13 protein-coding genes are annotated in these 18598 nt (G+C 36.6%); all 13 read left to right on the top strand.

The genetic code is table 11. The features are described from left to right. The first annotated feature begins 44 nt into the window (after positions 1 to 44). The 13 genes from HND50_13005 (at position 45) to HND50_12945 (ending at position 18526) form a co-directional block, all read left to right on the top strand. The gene (locus tag HND50_13005) at positions 45 to 1439 is read left to right on the top strand and encodes a hypothetical protein (GenBank protein ID NOG46154.1); all 1395 of its coding nucleotides are present in this window, start codon (positions 45 to 47) and stop codon (positions 1437 to 1439) included. A 98-nt stretch (positions 1440 to 1537) separates the two neighbouring features. Next, positions 1538 to 2587, top strand: a complete 1050-nt coding sequence (locus HND50_13000) for a UbiA family prenyltransferase (protein NOG46153.1) — start codon at positions 1538 to 1540, stop codon at positions 2585 to 2587. A gap of 19 nt (positions 2588 to 2606) precedes the next feature. Further along, entirely contained in the window at positions 2607 to 4790 is a 2184-nt protein-coding gene (locus tag HND50_12995; GenBank protein NOG46152.1) for a T9SS type A sorting domain-containing protein, read from the top strand. A gap of 55 nt (positions 4791 to 4845) precedes the next feature. Then, positions 4846 to 5784, top strand: a complete 939-nt coding sequence (locus tag HND50_12990; protein ID NOG46151.1) for a hypothetical protein — start codon at positions 4846 to 4848, stop codon at positions 5782 to 5784. Then, positions 5784 to 8315 carry a hypothetical protein gene (locus tag HND50_12985; protein NOG46150.1) on the top strand — a complete coding sequence of 844 codons (2532 nt, stop codon included), beginning with the start codon at positions 5784 to 5786 and terminating at the stop codon, positions 8313 to 8315. The genes HND50_12990 and HND50_12985 overlap by 1 nt, the downstream gene beginning before the upstream one ends. Beyond that, the gene (locus tag HND50_12980) at positions 8312 to 9622 is read left to right on the top strand and encodes a hypothetical protein (protein NOG46149.1); all 1311 of its coding nucleotides are present in this window, start codon (positions 8312 to 8314) and stop codon (positions 9620 to 9622) included. Before HND50_12985 ends, HND50_12980 begins: the two co-directional genes overlap by 4 nt. Continuing rightward, a complete protein-coding gene (locus HND50_12975; GenBank protein NOG46148.1) occupies positions 9622 to 10329 on the top strand; it encodes a hypothetical protein in 708 nt (235 codons plus the stop codon). The genes HND50_12980 and HND50_12975 overlap by 1 nt, the downstream gene beginning before the upstream one ends. After that, entirely contained in the window at positions 10330 to 10992 is a 663-nt protein-coding gene (locus HND50_12970; protein NOG46147.1) for a methyltransferase domain-containing protein, read from the top strand. Positions 10993 to 11044: 52 nt separating this feature from the next. Then, a complete protein-coding gene (locus HND50_12965) occupies positions 11045 to 12508 on the top strand; it encodes a lipopolysaccharide biosynthesis protein (protein ID NOG46146.1) in 1464 nt (487 codons plus the stop codon). Beyond that, positions 12508 to 13737 carry an NAD(P)/FAD-dependent oxidoreductase gene (locus HND50_12960; protein ID NOG46145.1) on the top strand — a complete coding sequence of 410 codons (1230 nt, stop codon included), beginning with the start codon at positions 12508 to 12510 and terminating at the stop codon, positions 13735 to 13737. Before HND50_12965 ends, HND50_12960 begins: the two co-directional genes overlap by 1 nt. A gap of 63 nt (positions 13738 to 13800) precedes the next feature. After that, complete coding sequence (locus HND50_12955) at positions 13801 to 16044, top strand: T9SS type A sorting domain-containing protein (protein NOG46144.1); 2244 nt, start codon at positions 13801 to 13803, stop codon at positions 16042 to 16044. 175 nt (positions 16045 to 16219) lie between these two features. After that, positions 16220 to 17410, top strand: a complete 1191-nt coding sequence (locus HND50_12950; protein ID NOG46143.1) for an NAD(P)/FAD-dependent oxidoreductase — start codon at positions 16220 to 16222, stop codon at positions 17408 to 17410. A gap of 21 nt (positions 17411 to 17431) precedes the next feature. Further along, positions 17432 to 18526, top strand: coding sequence for a radical SAM protein (locus HND50_12945; protein ID NOG46142.1), 1095 nt, complete (start codon positions 17432 to 17434; stop codon positions 18524 to 18526). Positions 18527 to 18598 lie beyond the last annotated feature (72 nt).

Genomic DNA, 18598 nt, shown 5'->3' with positions numbered 1-18598 from the left:
AAAGGATTCCATCACCATGAGTGGTGGAATCCTTATTCCTTCTTATGAAAATAATTCTACTATCATTTCTTTGTATTAGTACACTTTTATCCCAAACCATTTTGCCGGTAAAAATTGATGATTTCAGCAGCACAAAAAGCTGGTGGGATTATCATCGTGATGGCCTGGTTGCAGATGATCCTCAATCAATTATAAACGGCAAGGGTTATCTAAAAATAAGATTATTAAATCCTGAAAATAGTTTGGAATGCAACGTAGGAATTTCGGAGCGCCAATCCATTTATTCAAAAAGAATAAAAGTTCTCACGACTGAAACCCGTGTAAAACTTCTAAATAATATGCTTCCTGGAAGTCGTGGTTGGGGTTTTTGGAAAGCTGCAAAAATGGGCAAGGCCGATAACCTGGCCTGGTTTATGGAACAACATCTTGAAGGGAAGCCAAAATTTAGCTGGAGCCGTTTTGGTACAATCCAGAAAAAGAGAGTTGATTTAAAAGACATTGCAATAAAAGAAAACGAATGGCACACATATAAAATTGTACGGGATTTGAATTCCAAAAGGACAGATTATTTTGTCGATGGAGAACTCTATCATACATCGGGTGGGATTGCCCCAACCGGACGAATGGGTTTTCACCTATGGATTGACAACCAGGTTTACAGCCGTTCAAAAGGAATTCAAAGGGCTGCCTGGAGTGGAACAAGTGAGATGGTTGTGGATTATGTCAAAATTTACTCCGGTTACAATACTGGAAAATCCTATCCAGTTGAAGGAAGTATTAAGGTGTATGAAAAACCATTGGTTTTTGGTAATGGCACTAATAATGAAAAATTAATCGATCAGGAAATATCTGTTTTACCAGGAAAAACAATTGTGCTTATGTCCGTAAATGCAGAAAGCTATGCTGATTTTGATAGACCAGACAAACTGACTTTGCGACTTTCAGAAAATAATAATAAGGTAGAAACAGCCTGGCATGGTTCAAATAATAACAAGATCAATAAAATTCTTGAACTGGATAACAGCTCCGATTTGTTAAAATTAGAAGCTATTTCGGAGAACACACCTTTTATAAGTGATCTTTTAGTGTTAAACAGTCCGTCCGGTAAAGTCCTGTTGAACGAATCAGAAAACAAAAATTATTCTTTTATCTCTAATGGAAAACCCGTTGTGATATATTTAAGTGCGATTGCCTCTGAAAGTCCAGGCTGGAACCATATAGATAAATCTACACATGATGATAAAAGTGATGATCATTTAAGCATTGAAATTGATGGGAAGAAAGTTGATTACCCTGAGTCTTCTCTTGATGGAAACCGCCAATTTGGATTAAGCGATATTATTGTTGTCCGGGAACACCTTCCAGCCGGAAAACACACCTTAAAAATCTATGTTGAAAACAAACCCGTTCTAAATAGAGTCCTGGTTTTTCAGGAATAGCGGCAAAGAACAGTATTTACTTTTTCTTAATTTTATAGACTTCCTTTTTAGATTCTAAAATAAGATACTTACTTCCTACATTGGGTAATTTTTAAACTATGTGGACATTTATTAAAAAATATCTTGGCTGGCGAAATTGGGCTGTTTTAACGTACAATTCAATTTTTGAAAACCTTTTTGTTGTTTTTTACATTGGCTTACGCACATTTAATTACAGCGATCAGTTCATGTTGGATATATTCATTTTCCTTTTGTTCAGCATTTTTTCTACAACCTACGGATATTTAATTAACGACTATGCAGATATCGACCTGGATCGGGAGCATGGTAAAAGTAATACCTTCGAAGATGATTCTAAACCCAAAGCTATCCTGGTCAGTTTGTTATTTTTGGTCCTAAGTATTTTTGCAGGGATGCATTTTACAAGTAATCAAAATTTTGCTCTTCTTTGGCTATTCTGGATAGTGATTACAACTTTTTACAGTCTACCGCCTATTCGTTTAAAAGAGCGGGGTAAAGTCGGTTTACTATTTGTCGTATTTGCTCAAAGGCTAATTCCAATCCTGCTTGTATTTACTGCATTTAATTTTTCTTTTGGATGGGAGCTTTTATTTCTTGCAGTTTATGTTTTTTTCCGCGGGGCTTCATCCGATATAAATCATCAGCTTGAAGATTATGAAAATGATATTGCTACGGGAACATCAACCTATACAGTTGGTCAGGGAAAAAAAAAAGTTGAAACAATTTTGCGATTTTCCCTGGAAGCAGAAAAAATTCTTCTTTTAGGCATAGTTTTATATTTTCTCACAAGTTTGTTCTATTTAGAATTTCTACCTTTCCTGGCATTAATTGGAACAGCAGTTTTATATATAGGAATGTACTTTTACAGCTTTACTCTGATATTTAGTAAGAACAAGATTGATGTTAATCCCTTTAAACCATCGGGAAGCAGTATATTTCAATTTCTTCATCATTCGTTTCCTAGTGTGATTTTTGCCATATCCTTAAACATGATCTTGATATATTATAATTGGAAATTCGTAACAATCTTTATAGTTTTGGGCATGTTACGAGGGGTCTTTTCCCCAACAATGATTAAGAATAGTTTTATCTTTAAATTTTTTACCAAGGTGGTGAAGCGTGGCTAAATACAAGGATGTCCGTTTAATCTTCTTTTTCCTACTTATAGCACAGCAATTATTTTCTCAAGCTTATATCGTTCCCGATCTTCAAAGAGATGATTTCAACTCTGATAAAACCTGGTGGATTTTTCAAAACCATGGTGGAGAATTGGATCCTACTTCAATGGGAGGATATTTATATGCTGTTTTATCTGATCCTGAAGGTGATGGAGATTTATTACCCGGAACGGGTTTTGATGGAATGCATAATGTGGGCATAATGACTGCTGACCAACGTCCCATTTATGGCAAAGATGATTATATGATTGTGACAATTCGCGTGAAAACATTGAATGCTTTGCCTGTAGGTTCACGGGGATGGGGATTTTGGAAATCAGAAGGGGTACCAATAAATATAAATCAGGCGGTTTGGTTTATGGAACAAACTGCACACCTGGATTCATCCTGGGCAGCTGAAGAAACATGGTGGAAAGCACGAACACACAGAACTGTCCTACCTTCATATGATTTTAGTATAGATCTTGATGATGGTTCACCACATAATATTGACAATACGCAATGGCATACCTACAAAGTTATTCGGGACGGCCGGAATTCTTATGAGCAATATATTGATGGGGTTCTCATTCAAAGCAAGGCGCCGGCAGATTGGCCTGATAGCGGGATATTGAATGAAGATTATTCGTTTAACTGTTGGAATGATAATCTGGTATATCGCTTTACAACAAATCCAATTTCAGGGAATGATACAATAAAGGTTACATCAAATAACTGGACCGGGAATAGTGAGTTTGTTGTTGATTTTATTGAAATTAAAAAAGGTGATTATAAAGCTGATTCTTCTTATGCCCCGGTTGGTGCGCGTTTATTGCGCGAAGTAATAAATGAAATCGATGATGGAATTTCAGATGGTGCATTTAAAGGGCCTTATAATTTTACTGTTCCGGCAGGTGGTGCAAAAGTTGTAATTATTGCATCCGGTAAAGCAGAAGAGCTTGATAGCTACGATACCGATGATGATATAAAAATGATTCTGGATGCCAAGGATTTTGGTTTTAATTCTGCCCGAAGCTGGAATGGCGATGTTGATCAAAGCGCTCTGAAGACAATTGTAATTGATACAACACTTTCAGCCGGGTCACATTCTCTTTCTTTTGAAACCGAAAAAACACCTATTTTATATGATGCGACTGTTGTTGGTAGTAATGGAGGTTATCTTGTTTTAAACCAGACAGTAGATGCAAGCGCGCCGGCAGCAAGCAACAATTTTGAATGGCAAACTTTTAACTTCAATGCAGATGCGGGTGAAGTTGTAATCTATGTTAGTGGCAGCGCAGATGAAGAACCGGGCTGGAAACATCAGACTGCATTTATTGACAGCACGGATGATGATGAATTGCGGATTGAATTGGATGGCTATGATTTTGGATGGGAAGTTGACAGTTCATCATTTGTCGGGAACACTCTTTTTGGAGACTTTAAAACAATTTGCATCCGTCGCGATGTGGCAACAACTGGTTCTCACACTTTAAAACTATTTGCGAACGAATCTCCTTATGTACATAAAGTTTTGGTTTTTGCAAAAAATGGAGACAGTTCTTTACCGGTAGAATTATCATCTTTTTCTGCTAACAGGGTAAATGGAAGTAATGTGATTAGTTGGGTTGTTCAATCTGAGCTTGAAAATGCCGGGTTTAATATTTTGCGGGCTGTAAATAATGAACATCAATCTCCTGAAATGGATAGTTTTGTTAAAGTAAATGAAGATTTAATACTTGGGCGCGGAAACGCTTCCACTAAAAAAACATATTCATTCACAGATAATTTTGATCCAAAGAACCAGAAGGTTTGGTATATAATTCAAGATGTTTCTTATGCAGGAAAAGTTGAAAATCATGGTCCTGTTTTATTGGCACAGGATGTCCTGCCGGGACGATTTGAGTTGAAACAAAACTATCCTAATCCATTTAATCCATCAACATTTATCCCGTTCGTAATACCGGAAAATGCAAAAGTAAAAATCGATATTTTTGACATAAATGGAAGACTTATAAAAACATTGGTTAATGCCGAGTTTAACACTGGTGAACATTCGGTTGTCTGGGATGGAAAAGGTAATACCAGCAATTCTGTCTCCAGTGGAATTTATTATTATCGCCTGCAAAGCAAGAGTTTTACTACTATTAAAAAGATGACTTTAATCCACTAATTTATCAGCCTTCCGGGTTTTAATCCTGGAAGGTTTAAATATTCCCCTATAAAATTTGAGCTGCTATCCCGATTTTAAATGGTACTATTTCGATCTGCATAGTCCTGATGGACACGATATAATTTGTACCATTCATCCAAAACCATTTAACTCTGTTTTTCCAATTGCTATCTTTGATATTTACATTTATAAAGATAACCGGGTACTTTTGCATCATTTTTTTGTTTTGCCTGCATCACAGGAAACATTTAGCGAAGACCCTTTTAGATTGGAATATGACAAAAACAATTTCATAACCAAAACAGGCAATGAAATATTTGTTAAAGTTCAGGATGAGAAACTTGATTTAGAATTATCATTTAAAGATAAACTACAAATAAAAGAACCACCCAAAAATAAACTCTTAAATGATCCAAATATACAGGCTGCATTTGATTGGATTGTATACGCGCCTTTATGTGAAGGAAAAGGAAAAGTTAATTGGGATGGTAATCAATTAAATCTTGAAGGCCGTGGGTACCACGATTTTAATTCCGGGAGTGGGAATTTAAAGAAAGCCTTAAAATATTGGTATTGGGGAAAATATTTTATTGAAGATGAGTTGTTTATTTATGGCGAGATTATTTCAAAAAACAAGATCACTACAAAAATAGCTTTAGATGTTACAAATTCAGGATTAACGATCGATCACTCACCGGAAGTAAAAAGTGATAAAAACAAAATCAACTACGAATCAAATCAAAAAAACTTTGCATTTACTTTAAATAAGTCCAACAAAATTGATGATATAATATTTTTTATGTCAGGCCTCTCTAAACAGTTTACCTTGTTTATAAAAATCATTGAAGTACTTTTCCATATTAGCGGTAAATACAAAGTGTTTTCAGTACTCAAAAAAATGATAGCCAACTCCCGATATGTGCGATATCGGCGTACGGGTAAATTGGATGATGGCCGTGAAGTAACCTGTTTTTATGAAGAGATGTTCATGTAATGGCTTATATTTCTAAAATAAACGAAAATATTTCCATTGAGAAAGTTGGTGCCAAGGCAGCTAACCTTGTAAGGCTCAATAAGTTCGGGTACAATCTTCCTGAAACATTTTTTGTTTCTGTCTCTGCTCTGCAGGATTTTCTAACAATTAACCGGCTTGACAATGAGCTTTTGAGGCTAAAAAAAAGCATACAAAATGGAAACGGACTTTCTGAATGCAAACTGGCAGCCAAAAATTTCCGGATGGCTATCCGTGAAGCAGAATTTCCAGGAAGCTTAACAACGGAGATCAGGGAAAAAATTATTCCTCATTTCAAAAACCAAAATGTTAAGCTGGCAATTCGTTCATCATCAATAAATGAAGATTTAGAACAACACTCATTTGCAGGGCAATATGCTTCTGAATTAAATGTAGGTCTAACTGTATCTGCGATTGAAAGAAATATTAAAAGTGTCTGGGCATCGCAGTGGAGCGAGCCAATTATTGCCTACACTTTTAAACAAGGGCTTCAGGCACCGGAACCAGGAATGGGAGTTATAATTCAGGAAATGGTGGATTCAGAAATTGCCGGAGTGCTGTTTTCTCATAACCCATACAATTTTAACAAAGATGAGATGATTGTTGAATACGTTGATGGTTTGGGTGAAGCTCTGGTTAGCGGTGAAAAAACTCCGGTTCATCTGGTTTACAATCGCAAAATAAAAAGCTTTAAAAATGCTGAGGGTATAAATAAAAGATATTCGAATGTCCTCAACCTATTGGTTACTGCCGCGGGTGATTTAGAACGCAAAACAGGTCTTGCGGTGGATCTTGAATGGGCCTTTGCCAACAATGAGTTTTATTTACTTCAAATGAGATCGATTACAACCATCAGTCAGAAAAGTATTTTATGGACTGATGAGAACGTTGGCGAGGTAATCCCTGATATTGTAACACCATTTTCCTGGAGTATTTTAAACCCGATTACAAATAATGCTTTTAAAGGATTTTTAAAAGGGCTGGGCATTAAAGATTATCCTGTTGAAGGGTTGTTTGGGCTTTTTAAAGGAAAAGTTTATTTTAACAGCACAGCTTTTAATGCAACACTGCAGCGATTTTATTTAACGACCTATTTAAATGATATAAAAGAAAAAAGCGGTAGCAAGATTTTTAAACTGGCGCGTTTGGCAAGTTTACCATTTAAACTATTTTTTGCTTTGATCAGTTTTTTAAGATTTTCCAACAAGCTACCGGAGCAAATCACTGATCATTTTTCAATCCATAAAAAAAAGCTTTCAGAGAATCTCTATATAAAAAATCTTAATAAACGAAAATCTTATAACCATGCACAGCAGTTAATTAGCCTGCATATGCAAACCATGTTCCTTCATGTTTCCGATACAATTTTTGCGGAGCTTTATTACCAGTTTTTAAATAAGGTTTGCAACGGATTAAAGAAAAATAAAATTTCTGCCGGACAGTTGTTAAGTGGCCTGGATTCTGCAGAAAGTGCAAAGAGTGGGGAGGCACTTTGGAAACTTTCAAAATTTGTAAAAAAGCGCGGGCTTGGTCATTTATTTGATTTAAAAAATCCTTACGACATAGAAGAAGAATTAAACAAATCTGAACAAGGAAAAGAAGTTCTTCAACAAATAAAAATGTTCATAATTCAATTTGGTCACGAAGCCCTGCATGAGTTTGAACTACTCTATCCACGTTGGTGGGAAGATCGGGCATATATCTATTCCAATATCAAAAGTTATCTAAAAAATGATTCGCTCGATTTGAGCAATAAAAAAGATATGCTTCATAAAAATCGGCGGATTAATCTTAAAAAAGTTCAGCAAGAGCTTTTTGGCCCCAGGAAATGGGTTTTTAATTATTTATATAAAAAAGCGGTTTTCTTTAGTACGCAACGTGAAAATCTGAAACAGGCTTTTGTAAAAGCACATAGCGAGCTTAAAAGGCATTTATTAAATATTGGCCGGCTTTTAAAAGAAGATGGTTTGTTTTTAAAAAATGATGATATTTTGTTTTTAGAAAATTCTGAGATAAAAAAATATGTAGATAATGAAATAGCCTTAAATGATATTCAATCAGAAATATCGGAACGCCGTAACCGTAGGGCAAAGTTTAGCCTGGATACTCATCCACCCAGGATTATGCAAATTGGAGAAATATGGCGTCCTGTTTATGAAGAAGAAACAGATGTGGCAGATTTGAGCGGGATTGGTTGCAGCAGCGGTGTGGTAGAAGGAACAGCTAAAATCATTCTGGATGCCGATCAGTTTGATGATTTGCTTGAAGGTGATATTTTGGTAACACGCTCTACAAATCCAGGCTGGACACCACTTTTTGTAACAGCCTCTGCTGTTATTACTGAAATTGGAGGCGCCCTGTCTCATGGTGCGATTATTGCGCGGGAATATGGACTTCCCATGATTGCGGCCGTTAAAGATGTGACAACAAGAATTTCATCCGGCGATAGAATCCGCGTAAATGGTGACAATGGAACTATTGTGATTTTAAATGGCAAGGAAAAACCAGAATGAAGCGGATTCTAATCATTCCAAGCGATCATGGTGGTGGAAGGGGGCATGTTTCTCGCTGTTTATACCTGGCCGGATTATTGCGTAGTTTTGGCAAAGAATCGGCCATTGTTTTAGAGCCAAAACATTACAGTAGTGGAACCGGCAGTGATTACAAAACTTTTCTATTGGATACCCGGAAAGACCGGTTTGTAAAATATCAGTTTAAAAAACCTTTTAAACCAGGGATAAAACTTAAAAGCAAAGTTTATAAAAGACCTGCATTTGTGGAATTTAACAGCTTATCATACCAGGTTCCCCGAGATGGTTACTGGACACCAAAGTTGGTCAACTTCCGCTTTGAACAATTGTCTAAAATTATTGAACAGTTTAAGCCGGATTTGCTTGTTGGTGATACGCATTTTCTAACCTTTTTAGCCGGAGAAAAATTCAAAATTCCTGTTATACAAATAACCCGTCTGGCAGGATATCCACCACAGCCGGAGTTTTTTTGGTGGAAAGAAAATTCAGCAAATTTCAAACAGCCTTTGGCACTTGGTCCATTTATGCCGCTACTCAACGAATTGCATTTATCGGATATCCAAAAAGCAGAAGACCTGCTTAAAGGTAATAAATATCTCATCCCGGCTATCCCGGAAGTTGAACCAATAAAAGGTTCGGATGAAAGTGTTACTTTTTGCGGTCCGTTGGCAGAAGTAAAAACGCACAACCAAAATATTCCTTTTTTTAATGAAGAGAGTACATTCCCAAAAATTTATGTTTCAATTGGTGGTGGTGCAGGGCGTTCCCAGGAAAGAAAGTTTTTTGATGCAATTCTTGCAATTTTTGATATGCAGGAATATAGCGTGTTGGTTTCAACAGGTAACCGCATTAAAGCCGATAAGTTGAATGGAAAATCTGTGAATGTTCATTTTGAGAATTGGGTTCATGGTCCATCTGCCATTGAGCAAAGTGATCTGGTTATTTATCACGGTGGATATGGTACAACAATGGAAGTATTAGCAAACATGAAACCATCCATCGTGATGCCATCTCATTCTGAGCAGGAAGGAAACGGACGACGACTGGAATCGCTTGAGATTGGCAAAACAGTTCATTTTTGCAATGACCGGCAAGATTTGAATTTTGAATGGCCTTTTGGTGAATATAATATGCGTGCGGGATTTGATTTCGATCTGGATGGTAAGCAACTATTGGACGAAACGAAAAAACTTATCTATGGAGATTCCATCGAAAAACTAAAAAGCCTGTCAGCCAATCTTATAAAAGCAAAAGAAGATTTTAATATTGAAAAACTACTAGGTTTATAATGAAGTCTCTTTTAATAAAAATAAATGACTGGAAATATAGTTTAAAATCTTCAATTGGTTTGACTCCTGGATTATATTACAGGTTATTTGCCCGTAGTTTTCCTTTTGATCAAATGGCAGTTAGCAACCAAACGGAGATTTGTATCGAGGGTTTTCCGCGGTCGGCTAATTCCTACGCGGTGGTGGCTTTTAAACTTGATAACCAGGATGTCAAAGTTGGGCATCATTTACATGTTCCTGCACAAATTATCCGTGCTGCAGAAATGAATATCCCAAATGTGGTTGTTTTGCGTTCCCCGGAAGAAGCGGTGGCCTCGTTCCTGGTTTTCCAATCTTCGCTTAACGCATCACTCTATTTAAAATCATATATTCAATTTCATAAGATTGTTGAAGCATTGGCCGATAAAGTTTTAATTACATCTTTTGAAACGGCAACGAAAGATTTTAACAAAGTGATTGAAGCCGTTAACCAAAAATATTCCAGAAATTATAATCTTGTTGGAGATATTGAAAACAGACAGGATGAGATCATTACTAAATTAAAAAAAGTAAATAACCAATTTTTTGCAGGACAGACACAAAAAAATATGTTTCCGGATGAACAGCGCAAAAAATTAAAAGAACGGGTTATGGATTCAGTTAAAAGCAGTCCACAATTAATTCAGGCAAATGAAATATATAATCGACTAAAAGCACAGAGTATATAAATGAATAAAGAAGCCAACATAGACAAGCAACATTATTTTGATAGAAAATATCTCAAAAAAGAACGCATGTATTCTTTTGTGGAGCAAATTGAAATTGTAAAGAAATTCGTTGATGAAAAAGATTCTATCCTTGAAATTGGAAAAGGAAACGGGTTTGTCAGTGCGTTTTTACATGATTACCTTGGATATGAGACCGTGAAAACAGTTGATATAAATGATGATCTCAAACCAGATTATGTAGATGATATAATCGCACCGAGGCAACTGAAAGAAAATAGTTTTGATGTGATAACCTGTTACGAAGTTTTAGAGCACATGCCTTTTGAAAAATCTATTCTGGCCGTGCAAAATATGGTAAAAATCGCCCGTAAATATGTGCTGATTTCAGTTCCGGATATGCGTTATTTTATTTCACTTCGCGGGACAATATTTGGCACTTTGCCCATTATGCTCGGAAAACTTTTTTCAACCAGACGTTTTCGAAATCCCAATAAAAAATTTGGAGATGATCATTTTTGGGAAGTTGGTTTGGAGACGGATAAAGTAAAATTTAGTGCTGAACATGTAAGAGATAATTTATTTAAGAATATGAATGTAGTGGTTGATCAGCGGGATATTGCAGTTCCCTGGCACCATTATTATGTTATTAAAATAAACGAATAGTTTTTTCGTAACGACAGAACATTGTTCTGTCCCTACAACTCCACATAAATAAATGCCAACTCAAAAAAAAGAAAATTATCAGGATATCCAGGATAAATCTTCCAAAGGGATAAAATGGGTCGGGATTGCTGAAATCTTTATCCGTTTTTTTCAATATGGAACTACCATTGTCCTCGCCCGCATATTAACCCCGGAAGACTTTGGAGTTATTGGGATAGCGCTAATATTTACACAGCTGGCCTATGTCCTATTTGATTTTGGTTTTAGCTCAGCTTTAATCCAGAAAAAAGATATCCGTGAAACACACTATTCAACAACGTTTTTAATATACCTTGTTTCCGCTGCACTTTATATTATTCTGGTTCTTTTATTTGCTCCCGCAATCGCAGCTTTTTTTGAGTTACCCGTACTGGGACAAATTCTTCAAACTTTGACAATTATTTTTCTGTTATATGCATTAAATGCAATGCCCCGTATCCGTTTGCAAAAAGAAATGCGCTTTAAAAGGTTTGGATCTTTGCAGATTATTTCTGTCTTTTTTTATGGTGTCGTTACCATTGGCTGTGCATTATACGGTTTTGGTCTTTGGAGTTTTGTTTGCGGAATTATAGCTGAACAGCTCGTTCTTACTTTGTTATTAAACCTTTTTGCCTGGTGGAAACCTCACTTCACTTTTGATAAAGCAGCATTTAAAGAATTAATGAATTTTGGATCAAATGTTTTGGGAACAAGAGTAATTGCCTATTTAAATGCCAATGCACCTAACTTTATTATTGGCAAAGTTTTAGGTGCCTCTGCTTTGGGCTATTACAGTATTGCATATCAACTCGTAGAGTTTCCGGTACAGCGAATATCCAAGAATGTTTTACGGGTAATGTTTCCTGCTTTTTCAAAACTACAGGATAACCATCAGGATTTCAGGAATTTATATGGGACCACTGTTTATCATCTGTTATTGATTTTAATGCCAGTCTTTGTCGGTTTAATTTTAATCGCCCCATTTTTAGTTGAATTATTATATGGTGAGAAATGGCTTCCAGCTGTACTTCCCTTACAACTTCTTTCTGCAGCAGGATTTTTCAGATCAATCTGGGCAACAACAAGTGTTGTGTTTTTATCAAAAGGGAAACCTCAAATAGAACTAAAAATAAATATGACATTTTCACTTATTTTGATTCCGGTTCTTATTTTTGCGTCTGCTTTTGGATTGGTAGAAATAGCTGCTTCTGTATCTTTGGTTACTTGGATTTTCCTGTTAATAGCACAGTATAAAGCTTTAAACCTGATTGAGATGAAATGGTATAATCTGATAAAAGCATATTTCCTGCCAGCTATTGGCGTGACCAGTTTCACGGCAATCATCCTTGTTTTTAACCATTTTGGGTTAAATGGTTTTACAAAACTAAACCAATTGATAATCACAATTGCTACAAGTATGCTGGTTTACATATTACTTATATTGAAGTTTGACCGAAACATAGTTAAGAAACTTGTAAAATTTATAGGTGCCCGTTAGTGAATATTAAAAAGAGTCAATACCAGGTTGCAGTTGTTGGAGCAGGCCCTGCAGGATCATCGGCAGTAATCAGCTGTAAAAATCGGAATTTAAGTGTTGTGCTGATTGACAAAGCTGTGTTTCCCAGAGACAAAGTATGTGGAGACGGGATTCCCTTAAAAACATTTAATCTTCTGGAAAAGCTTGGTTTTAGTGAAGAAGAGCTTTTTAAAGATGGTTACAAAATCAATCGTTTAAAGGTTTATTCACCACAGCACAAAGTGGTAACTTTTGGAAATGTAAAAGCAGATGCCAGCACTAAGAGTGGTTGCATTCCGCGCAAAAATTTTGATAATAACTTGTTTAAAAAAGCGGCCGCCGCCGCTGATTCCGTTATGACCGGATATAAGGTTTTAAAAATAGAAGATGTTTCCGGTAAGAAAAAAATAATCTTAAAAAATGTAAAAAGTGCAGAGCAAAAAGAAATTATTGTCGATGCAATTGTAGCAGCGGATGGTGCAAATTCCAATATAGCGCGAATGACTGGTTTATTGAAAAGGGAAGAAGAACATTATTTTGATGGTTTGCGCTGGTATTATGAAGGAAAAAAATTTGACTCTGCTGTCCATCTTTTTTATGATAGGCACACTTTGCCCGGATATGTTTGGGTTTTCCCGGTGGCTGAAAACAAAGCAAACGTCGGGATTATGATTAATAAGAAATATAAAACTGCTTCTGGTAAGACAATCCGCGAAATATTTCTGGACGTTATAGAAAATAACCCTAACCTAAAGGAAGTTCTGGAAGGAGCCAGGCCGATAGATAAAATAAAAGGGGCACCTTTGCCTCTAGGAACACTTCCAGGCTCCCGTATAACAAATGGTTTAGTATTGATTGGAGATGCCGCTGCGTTTATTAATCCTGTAACTGGCGGCGGAATATATTATTCTGTTTTGAGTGCTATGAAAGCTGCAGAAGTTTTAGAAACAGCAATTTCAAATAATGATGTTTCTACCAGCAGTTTGGCTGAATATGAAAATTGGTGGAGAGAAGAGATCCTTCCCGGTTTTGAATATTCAGACATGTTAAAACGTTGGTTTGATTCTGAAAAATTTACAACCTGGTTTTTAAATACTGCTAGCTGGTTTAAACCATTTGCGAACTTTTTTATTATGGTTTATGGCCGACCATTACCAAAGCGTGCCTTATGGCACCCTCTTTTTTGGGCTCGAGTATTATTGCAAAGATAGGTATTGAAGGTTTTGCTTTTAATAAACAATAGATTTACTCAGGAATTTTAGCTTATGAGAAGAATGTCCCCACTAATGTTATTGTTTTCAATTTTGGTTTTATCTCAATTTGCTTTTGCGCAGGGATTTGCGACAAAAAATGTTGTTAGTGATACATTGATCCTTGCCAAAAAATTTAATGTTGTTGATCTAGATGATGATGGAGATATGGATATAGTTAGTGCTGCGAATGACGAAACTACATCACCGCGCGGTACAGTTGTTTGGTTTGAGAATGATGGTACAGAAACCTTTACTCAGCACACGATATCCGATTCAACATTAGGGGCGCGTTCTATTTGGGTGGCCGATTACAATGAGGATGGAGATTTGGATGTTGCAGCAGGAGGAGATGGCAGGCAGCCATTATCCTGGTTTGAAAATGACGGAACACCTTCAAATGGTGGTTGGACACATCACTCCGTTGGAACAGCAGATAGCGTGATTTATACGATACATGCATTTGATATAGACGAAGACACGGACCTGGAAATTTTAGCATCCTATTATAATATTCAAAATGACAATGGCGGGGATAAAATTCGCTGGTTTGATAATAATGGAAGTGGAAGTTTTTCAGCTAATACACTTGTTTCCAATTATGAAGCTGCCGCATCTGTTGAAGCAACTACAATAGATAGTGACAGCGATATTGACATAGTTACGGTCGCGGCAGGTGAAGCGAATGCCGGTAATGCCGGTAAAGATCTATCTTGGTGGTCAAATAATGGTAGCGAGAGTTTTACTCAAAACAGCATTACCCCACTAAGTAATGGTCCATGGGTTGTAAGCACTGCTGATGTAGATAGTGACGGAGATAATGATATTTTATTGGCGACCTGGGGCGTGGATAAGATTTCCTGGTGGGCGAATAATGGAAGTGGCTCTTTTGGTAGCGAGAATGTTGTAACAAGTAGCTATCAAAATGCCAGAAATGTTCAGGCAGCAGATATTGATGGAGATGCTGATATGGACATGATTTCAGTCGCTGATAATGACGATTCGGTTGATTGGTATGAAAATGACGGCAGTGAAAGTTTTACAAAGACAAATATAACTACAACATTTACAGCAGCTTACTATTCTGTTGCGCAAGACATGGATGGCGATGGCGATGTGGATATTATTGCAACGGCCCAGGATGATAATGAGCTTTCCTGGTGGGAGAATGACCTGGCCGATGAAAGAAATATAACTGGCAATGATCCGGATACAGTAAGATTTAGCAATGACAAAGTTATTATTGATTTTGCTTCAGGATTTTCTGACGGTAATACTTCCGTTTTTTACAATCAGGGCAAAGTTACAAATAAAAGCCTGGTAGGTACTGGGGTCGACCATGTTGCGACAAATGGCTATTATACAATTACAACAGCGGCTACTACATACAATGCAGAAATAAAATTTTCTTATTCCGGGATAACTGAGTGGTCAGCCATCAACGATGAAAACGATCTGAGAATTTGTTACTTCGATCCAACAAGCGGGACTGATGGCCAATGGGTTGTAGCCGGGACAGGTCAAACTCGGGACACTGTTAATGATACGATCACTGTTTCCGGGCTCTCTTCAGAGCTTGCCAAATATTCTGTTTTTACAATGGGCTCTTCAACTACCGATAATTCGCTACCCGTTGAACTTGTTTCGTTTGAAGGAGCTGTCACAGAATTTGGGATTGAATTGAGCTGGCAAACTGCAAGTGAGTTGAATAATTTTGGGTTTGAACTTTGGCGTAAATCATCTTCAGAATCTTCATTCAGCTTGGTTAGCTCTTATAATGAAAATGAAGATTTGGAAGGATTGGGTACATCCAGTTTTGGTAAAGATTACACCTTTGTAGATTATGAAGTAGAAAAAGGACGGCATTATACATATCACTTAATTGATATTACCTACGATGGAAAACGTTATACTCATCCGGATATAAAGATTGATTTTGTAAGTAACGGTTTGGTAAGGGTTGTAAATGTTTTACTGCCTGATAAGTTGCAGCTGCAGCAGAATTATCCAAATCCATTTAATCCCAATACACGCATTCATTTTTCAATACCCAAAAAAGAAAATGGACAAACTGTTAAGCTGGTTGTTTTTAATCAGCTTGGACAAAAAGTAAAAACGCTTTTTAACAGCTCGCTTGCTGATGGAAATTACTCCATTGTTTGGAATGGAAAAAATGATCAAAACCAGGCTGTAGCAAGCGGCATGTATATTTATCTGTTACAGGCGGGGAGATCGTCAATAATAAAAAGAATGACACTTGTTAGATAAAGTATTTAATAGTTTAACAATCCTGTTTTAAAACATAGTTTTTGGAAAATTTTTAAGACCTGTTTGAAATAATTCAAATAGGTCTTTTTCGTTAAAATTCGATGAGTCTTAATTTAAGTAATTCCCTTTCTGATTCGATTATGCCAATCTTATAACTTTTAAAGGTAAAGTGTTAATGGAAAAATATGATGTTGTAGTGATCGGTTCCGGACCGGCAGGTTCTGTTTTGGCAAAACTTCTTGCGGAGGCGAAAAAAAGTGTTCTTCTTGTGGAAAAAGATGAGTTTGCTGGAAAAACGAGTGCCTGCGGCGGGCTGTTTGATATGCCTTATTTTAAAAAGTATGTGACTGATCCTGAAGTTATTGAGCAAAATATTACTAAAAATATTTTTATTATGCCCTGGGGAGAAGTTGTTTACGATTGTGATCAGGTTACAGTAAAAAGAAGAATATTTGACAGGCACCTCTCAGAGAATGCCCAAAAAGCCGGAGCTAATCTTGTAAATAAAACCAAAGCTCTTGGCTATTCGGTTAAAGAGACCGGCAAAGTTGAAGTTGAGCTCCACGATTTAAAAAACAAAGAAAAAAGAACTGTTGAATGCAATGTTGTTGCTTTTGCGGATGGCCCACATACGTTGGCAAAAAACAATCCCCTTTTTGATTATACAAAAAACAAACCGTACTGGGCTTATGCCTATGCTTATGAGGTTGAGGGTGTTCCATTCGCGGAAAACGAGATGAAAATTTACCTAGACCATAAATTGTTTCCATGGGGTTATGGCTGGATTTTCCCAAATAAAAACGAATCCAATATTGGTGTTGGAACCATAAACAAAGAGATTGATAAAGGAATAAAAGTAAAAGACATTTTTTTTGATTTTATTGAATCTTATAAACTAACCGCACCTTTATTAAAGAACCGGAAATTTGTAGACAAGAAAGGTGGTTTCATTCCCATGTGGCTTATTGACCATTTTTCAGATGACTCGCAAGTTGTCCTTGGTGATGCGGCGGGAATGGTTAGCCCTCTATTTGGTGCCGGGATAGATTATTCCATCGATGCGGCCGAAGCTTCGTGTAAAGTGATTCTGGAAGCATTTGAAAAAAATGATTTTAGCGCCGCTCAATTAAATAAATATGACCAAATAATTGAATCAGGATTTATAAAAGATCTTCGTAAACAAATGCTATTGGCTAAAATAATTATAACCAGTATAAAATTTGGTGTTACTTTTCCGGTTAAGATTTTAGCTGTTTTCGCATTTGGGGCAAAATATACACGCTGGAATAAAATAAAAATTTTATTAAGTCCGCTGCTGGGAACACCGCAGACTAATCAAAGCCAGGAAATACTTTCACATAAATGATTTAACTTTTTCGGAGAAACGATGCATCCAAAGACTTCAAAAAAAATACAGCTCCTCTCACGAATTCCGGGATTTCATAAACACTATCGCCTGGGTGGAAAAAATGCGCCTCTTCCGGTGAACATTACAATAAGCCTTTTATACTCTTGCAATTCGCGTTGTATGACCTGTAATGTGTATGAAAAAAGGGTAGAAAACCTGACAGTAGATGAGTATAGTAAAATCTTTTCAAAATTAGGAAAGGCCCCTTATTGGTTTACGTTTAGTGGTGGCGAGCCTTTTTTAAGAAAGGATATTGTCGATTGTGTTAAAGCAGCTTATGATCATACTCAGCCGGGAATTATAAATATTCCTACAAATGGCAGTCTTTATAAAATCATACCTGGCAAAGTAAAGGAAATGATTGAGTATTGTAAAAATTCTGATATAATCATAAACCTGTCTTTGGATGATATCGGCGAGGAGCATGATAAAATTCGTGGTTTCCCAGGCAATTGGGAAAGGGCGATGAAAACTTATGAAGAACTCTCAAAACTTCGCCATTATCCCAATTTTACAATTGGCATTCATACTGTAATTTCAAACTTCAATGTCCATAAATTTCCGGATATATATAAGGAATTGATCAAACTCGAACCAGATTCATATATAACAGAGATTGCTGAAGAACGTGTCGAATTAGGGACCATGCAGGAACCCATTACGCCAACTTATGAGAAATATCATAAAGTGATTGATTTTCTTGTGACAGAAATGAAAAAGAACAAACTAAGCGGTGTGGCAAAAATTGCCCAGTCATTCCGTTTTGAATATTATGAATTGGTACAGAAATATTTGTTGGAAGAAAAACAGCATATTCCTTGCTTTGCAGGAGTAACATCGTGCCAGATTTCTCCGGATGGAGATGTGTGGCCCTGTTGTATACGTGCAGATTCCATGGGTAATTTGCGTGAAAATGATTATGATTTTGAAAAGGTGTGGAACAGCAGGTCGGCAGGTAAAATCCGGAAAAGCATTAAAAACAAGGAATGTGCCTGTCCATTGGCCAACGCAAGCTATACAAATCTGCTTGTATCGCCTAAGTCATTAACAAAAGTTGTTTCAAGATTGATCTAAAACACAGGTAATAAAGACGTTCTTTGTAAAATATTTGTACAAGCGTCAAAAGCTGTTTATTTGAGCATTGCA

Source organism: Calditrichota bacterium (assembly GCA_013112635.1).
In the GTDB taxonomy this organism is placed as follows: Bacteria; Calditrichota; Calditrichia; order Calditrichales; family J004; genus JABFGF01.
Note: the sequence above shows the minus strand (reverse complement) of the source record. Positions and strands in the feature narration are given on the sequence as shown.

Coding starts and splice junctions, on each gene's coding strand:
- HND50_12970 (NOG46147.1), top strand. CDS start 10,330: ATGAATAAAGAAGCCAACATAGACAAGCAACATTATTTTGATAGAAAA.
- HND50_12975 (NOG46148.1), top strand. CDS start 9,622: ATGAAGTCTCTTTTAATAAAAATAAATGACTGGAAATATAGTTTAAAA.
- HND50_12980 (NOG46149.1), top strand. CDS start 8,312: ATGAAGCGGATTCTAATCATTCCAAGCGATCATGGTGGTGGAAGGGGG.
- HND50_12955 (NOG46144.1), top strand. CDS start 13,801: ATGTCCCCACTAATGTTATTGTTTTCAATTTTGGTTTTATCTCAATTT.
- HND50_12985 (NOG46150.1), top strand. CDS start 5,784: ATGGCTTATATTTCTAAAATAAACGAAAATATTTCCATTGAGAAAGTT.
- HND50_13005 (NOG46154.1), top strand. CDS start 45: ATGAAAATAATTCTACTATCATTTCTTTGTATTAGTACACTTTTATCC.
- HND50_12950 (NOG46143.1), top strand. CDS start 16,220: ATGGAAAAATATGATGTTGTAGTGATCGGTTCCGGACCGGCAGGTTCT.
- HND50_12965 (NOG46146.1), top strand. CDS start 11,045: ATGCCAACTCAAAAAAAAGAAAATTATCAGGATATCCAGGATAAATCT.
- HND50_13000 (NOG46153.1), top strand. CDS start 1,538: ATGTGGACATTTATTAAAAAATATCTTGGCTGGCGAAATTGGGCTGTT.
- HND50_12945 (NOG46142.1), top strand. CDS start 17,432: ATGCATCCAAAGACTTCAAAAAAAATACAGCTCCTCTCACGAATTCCG.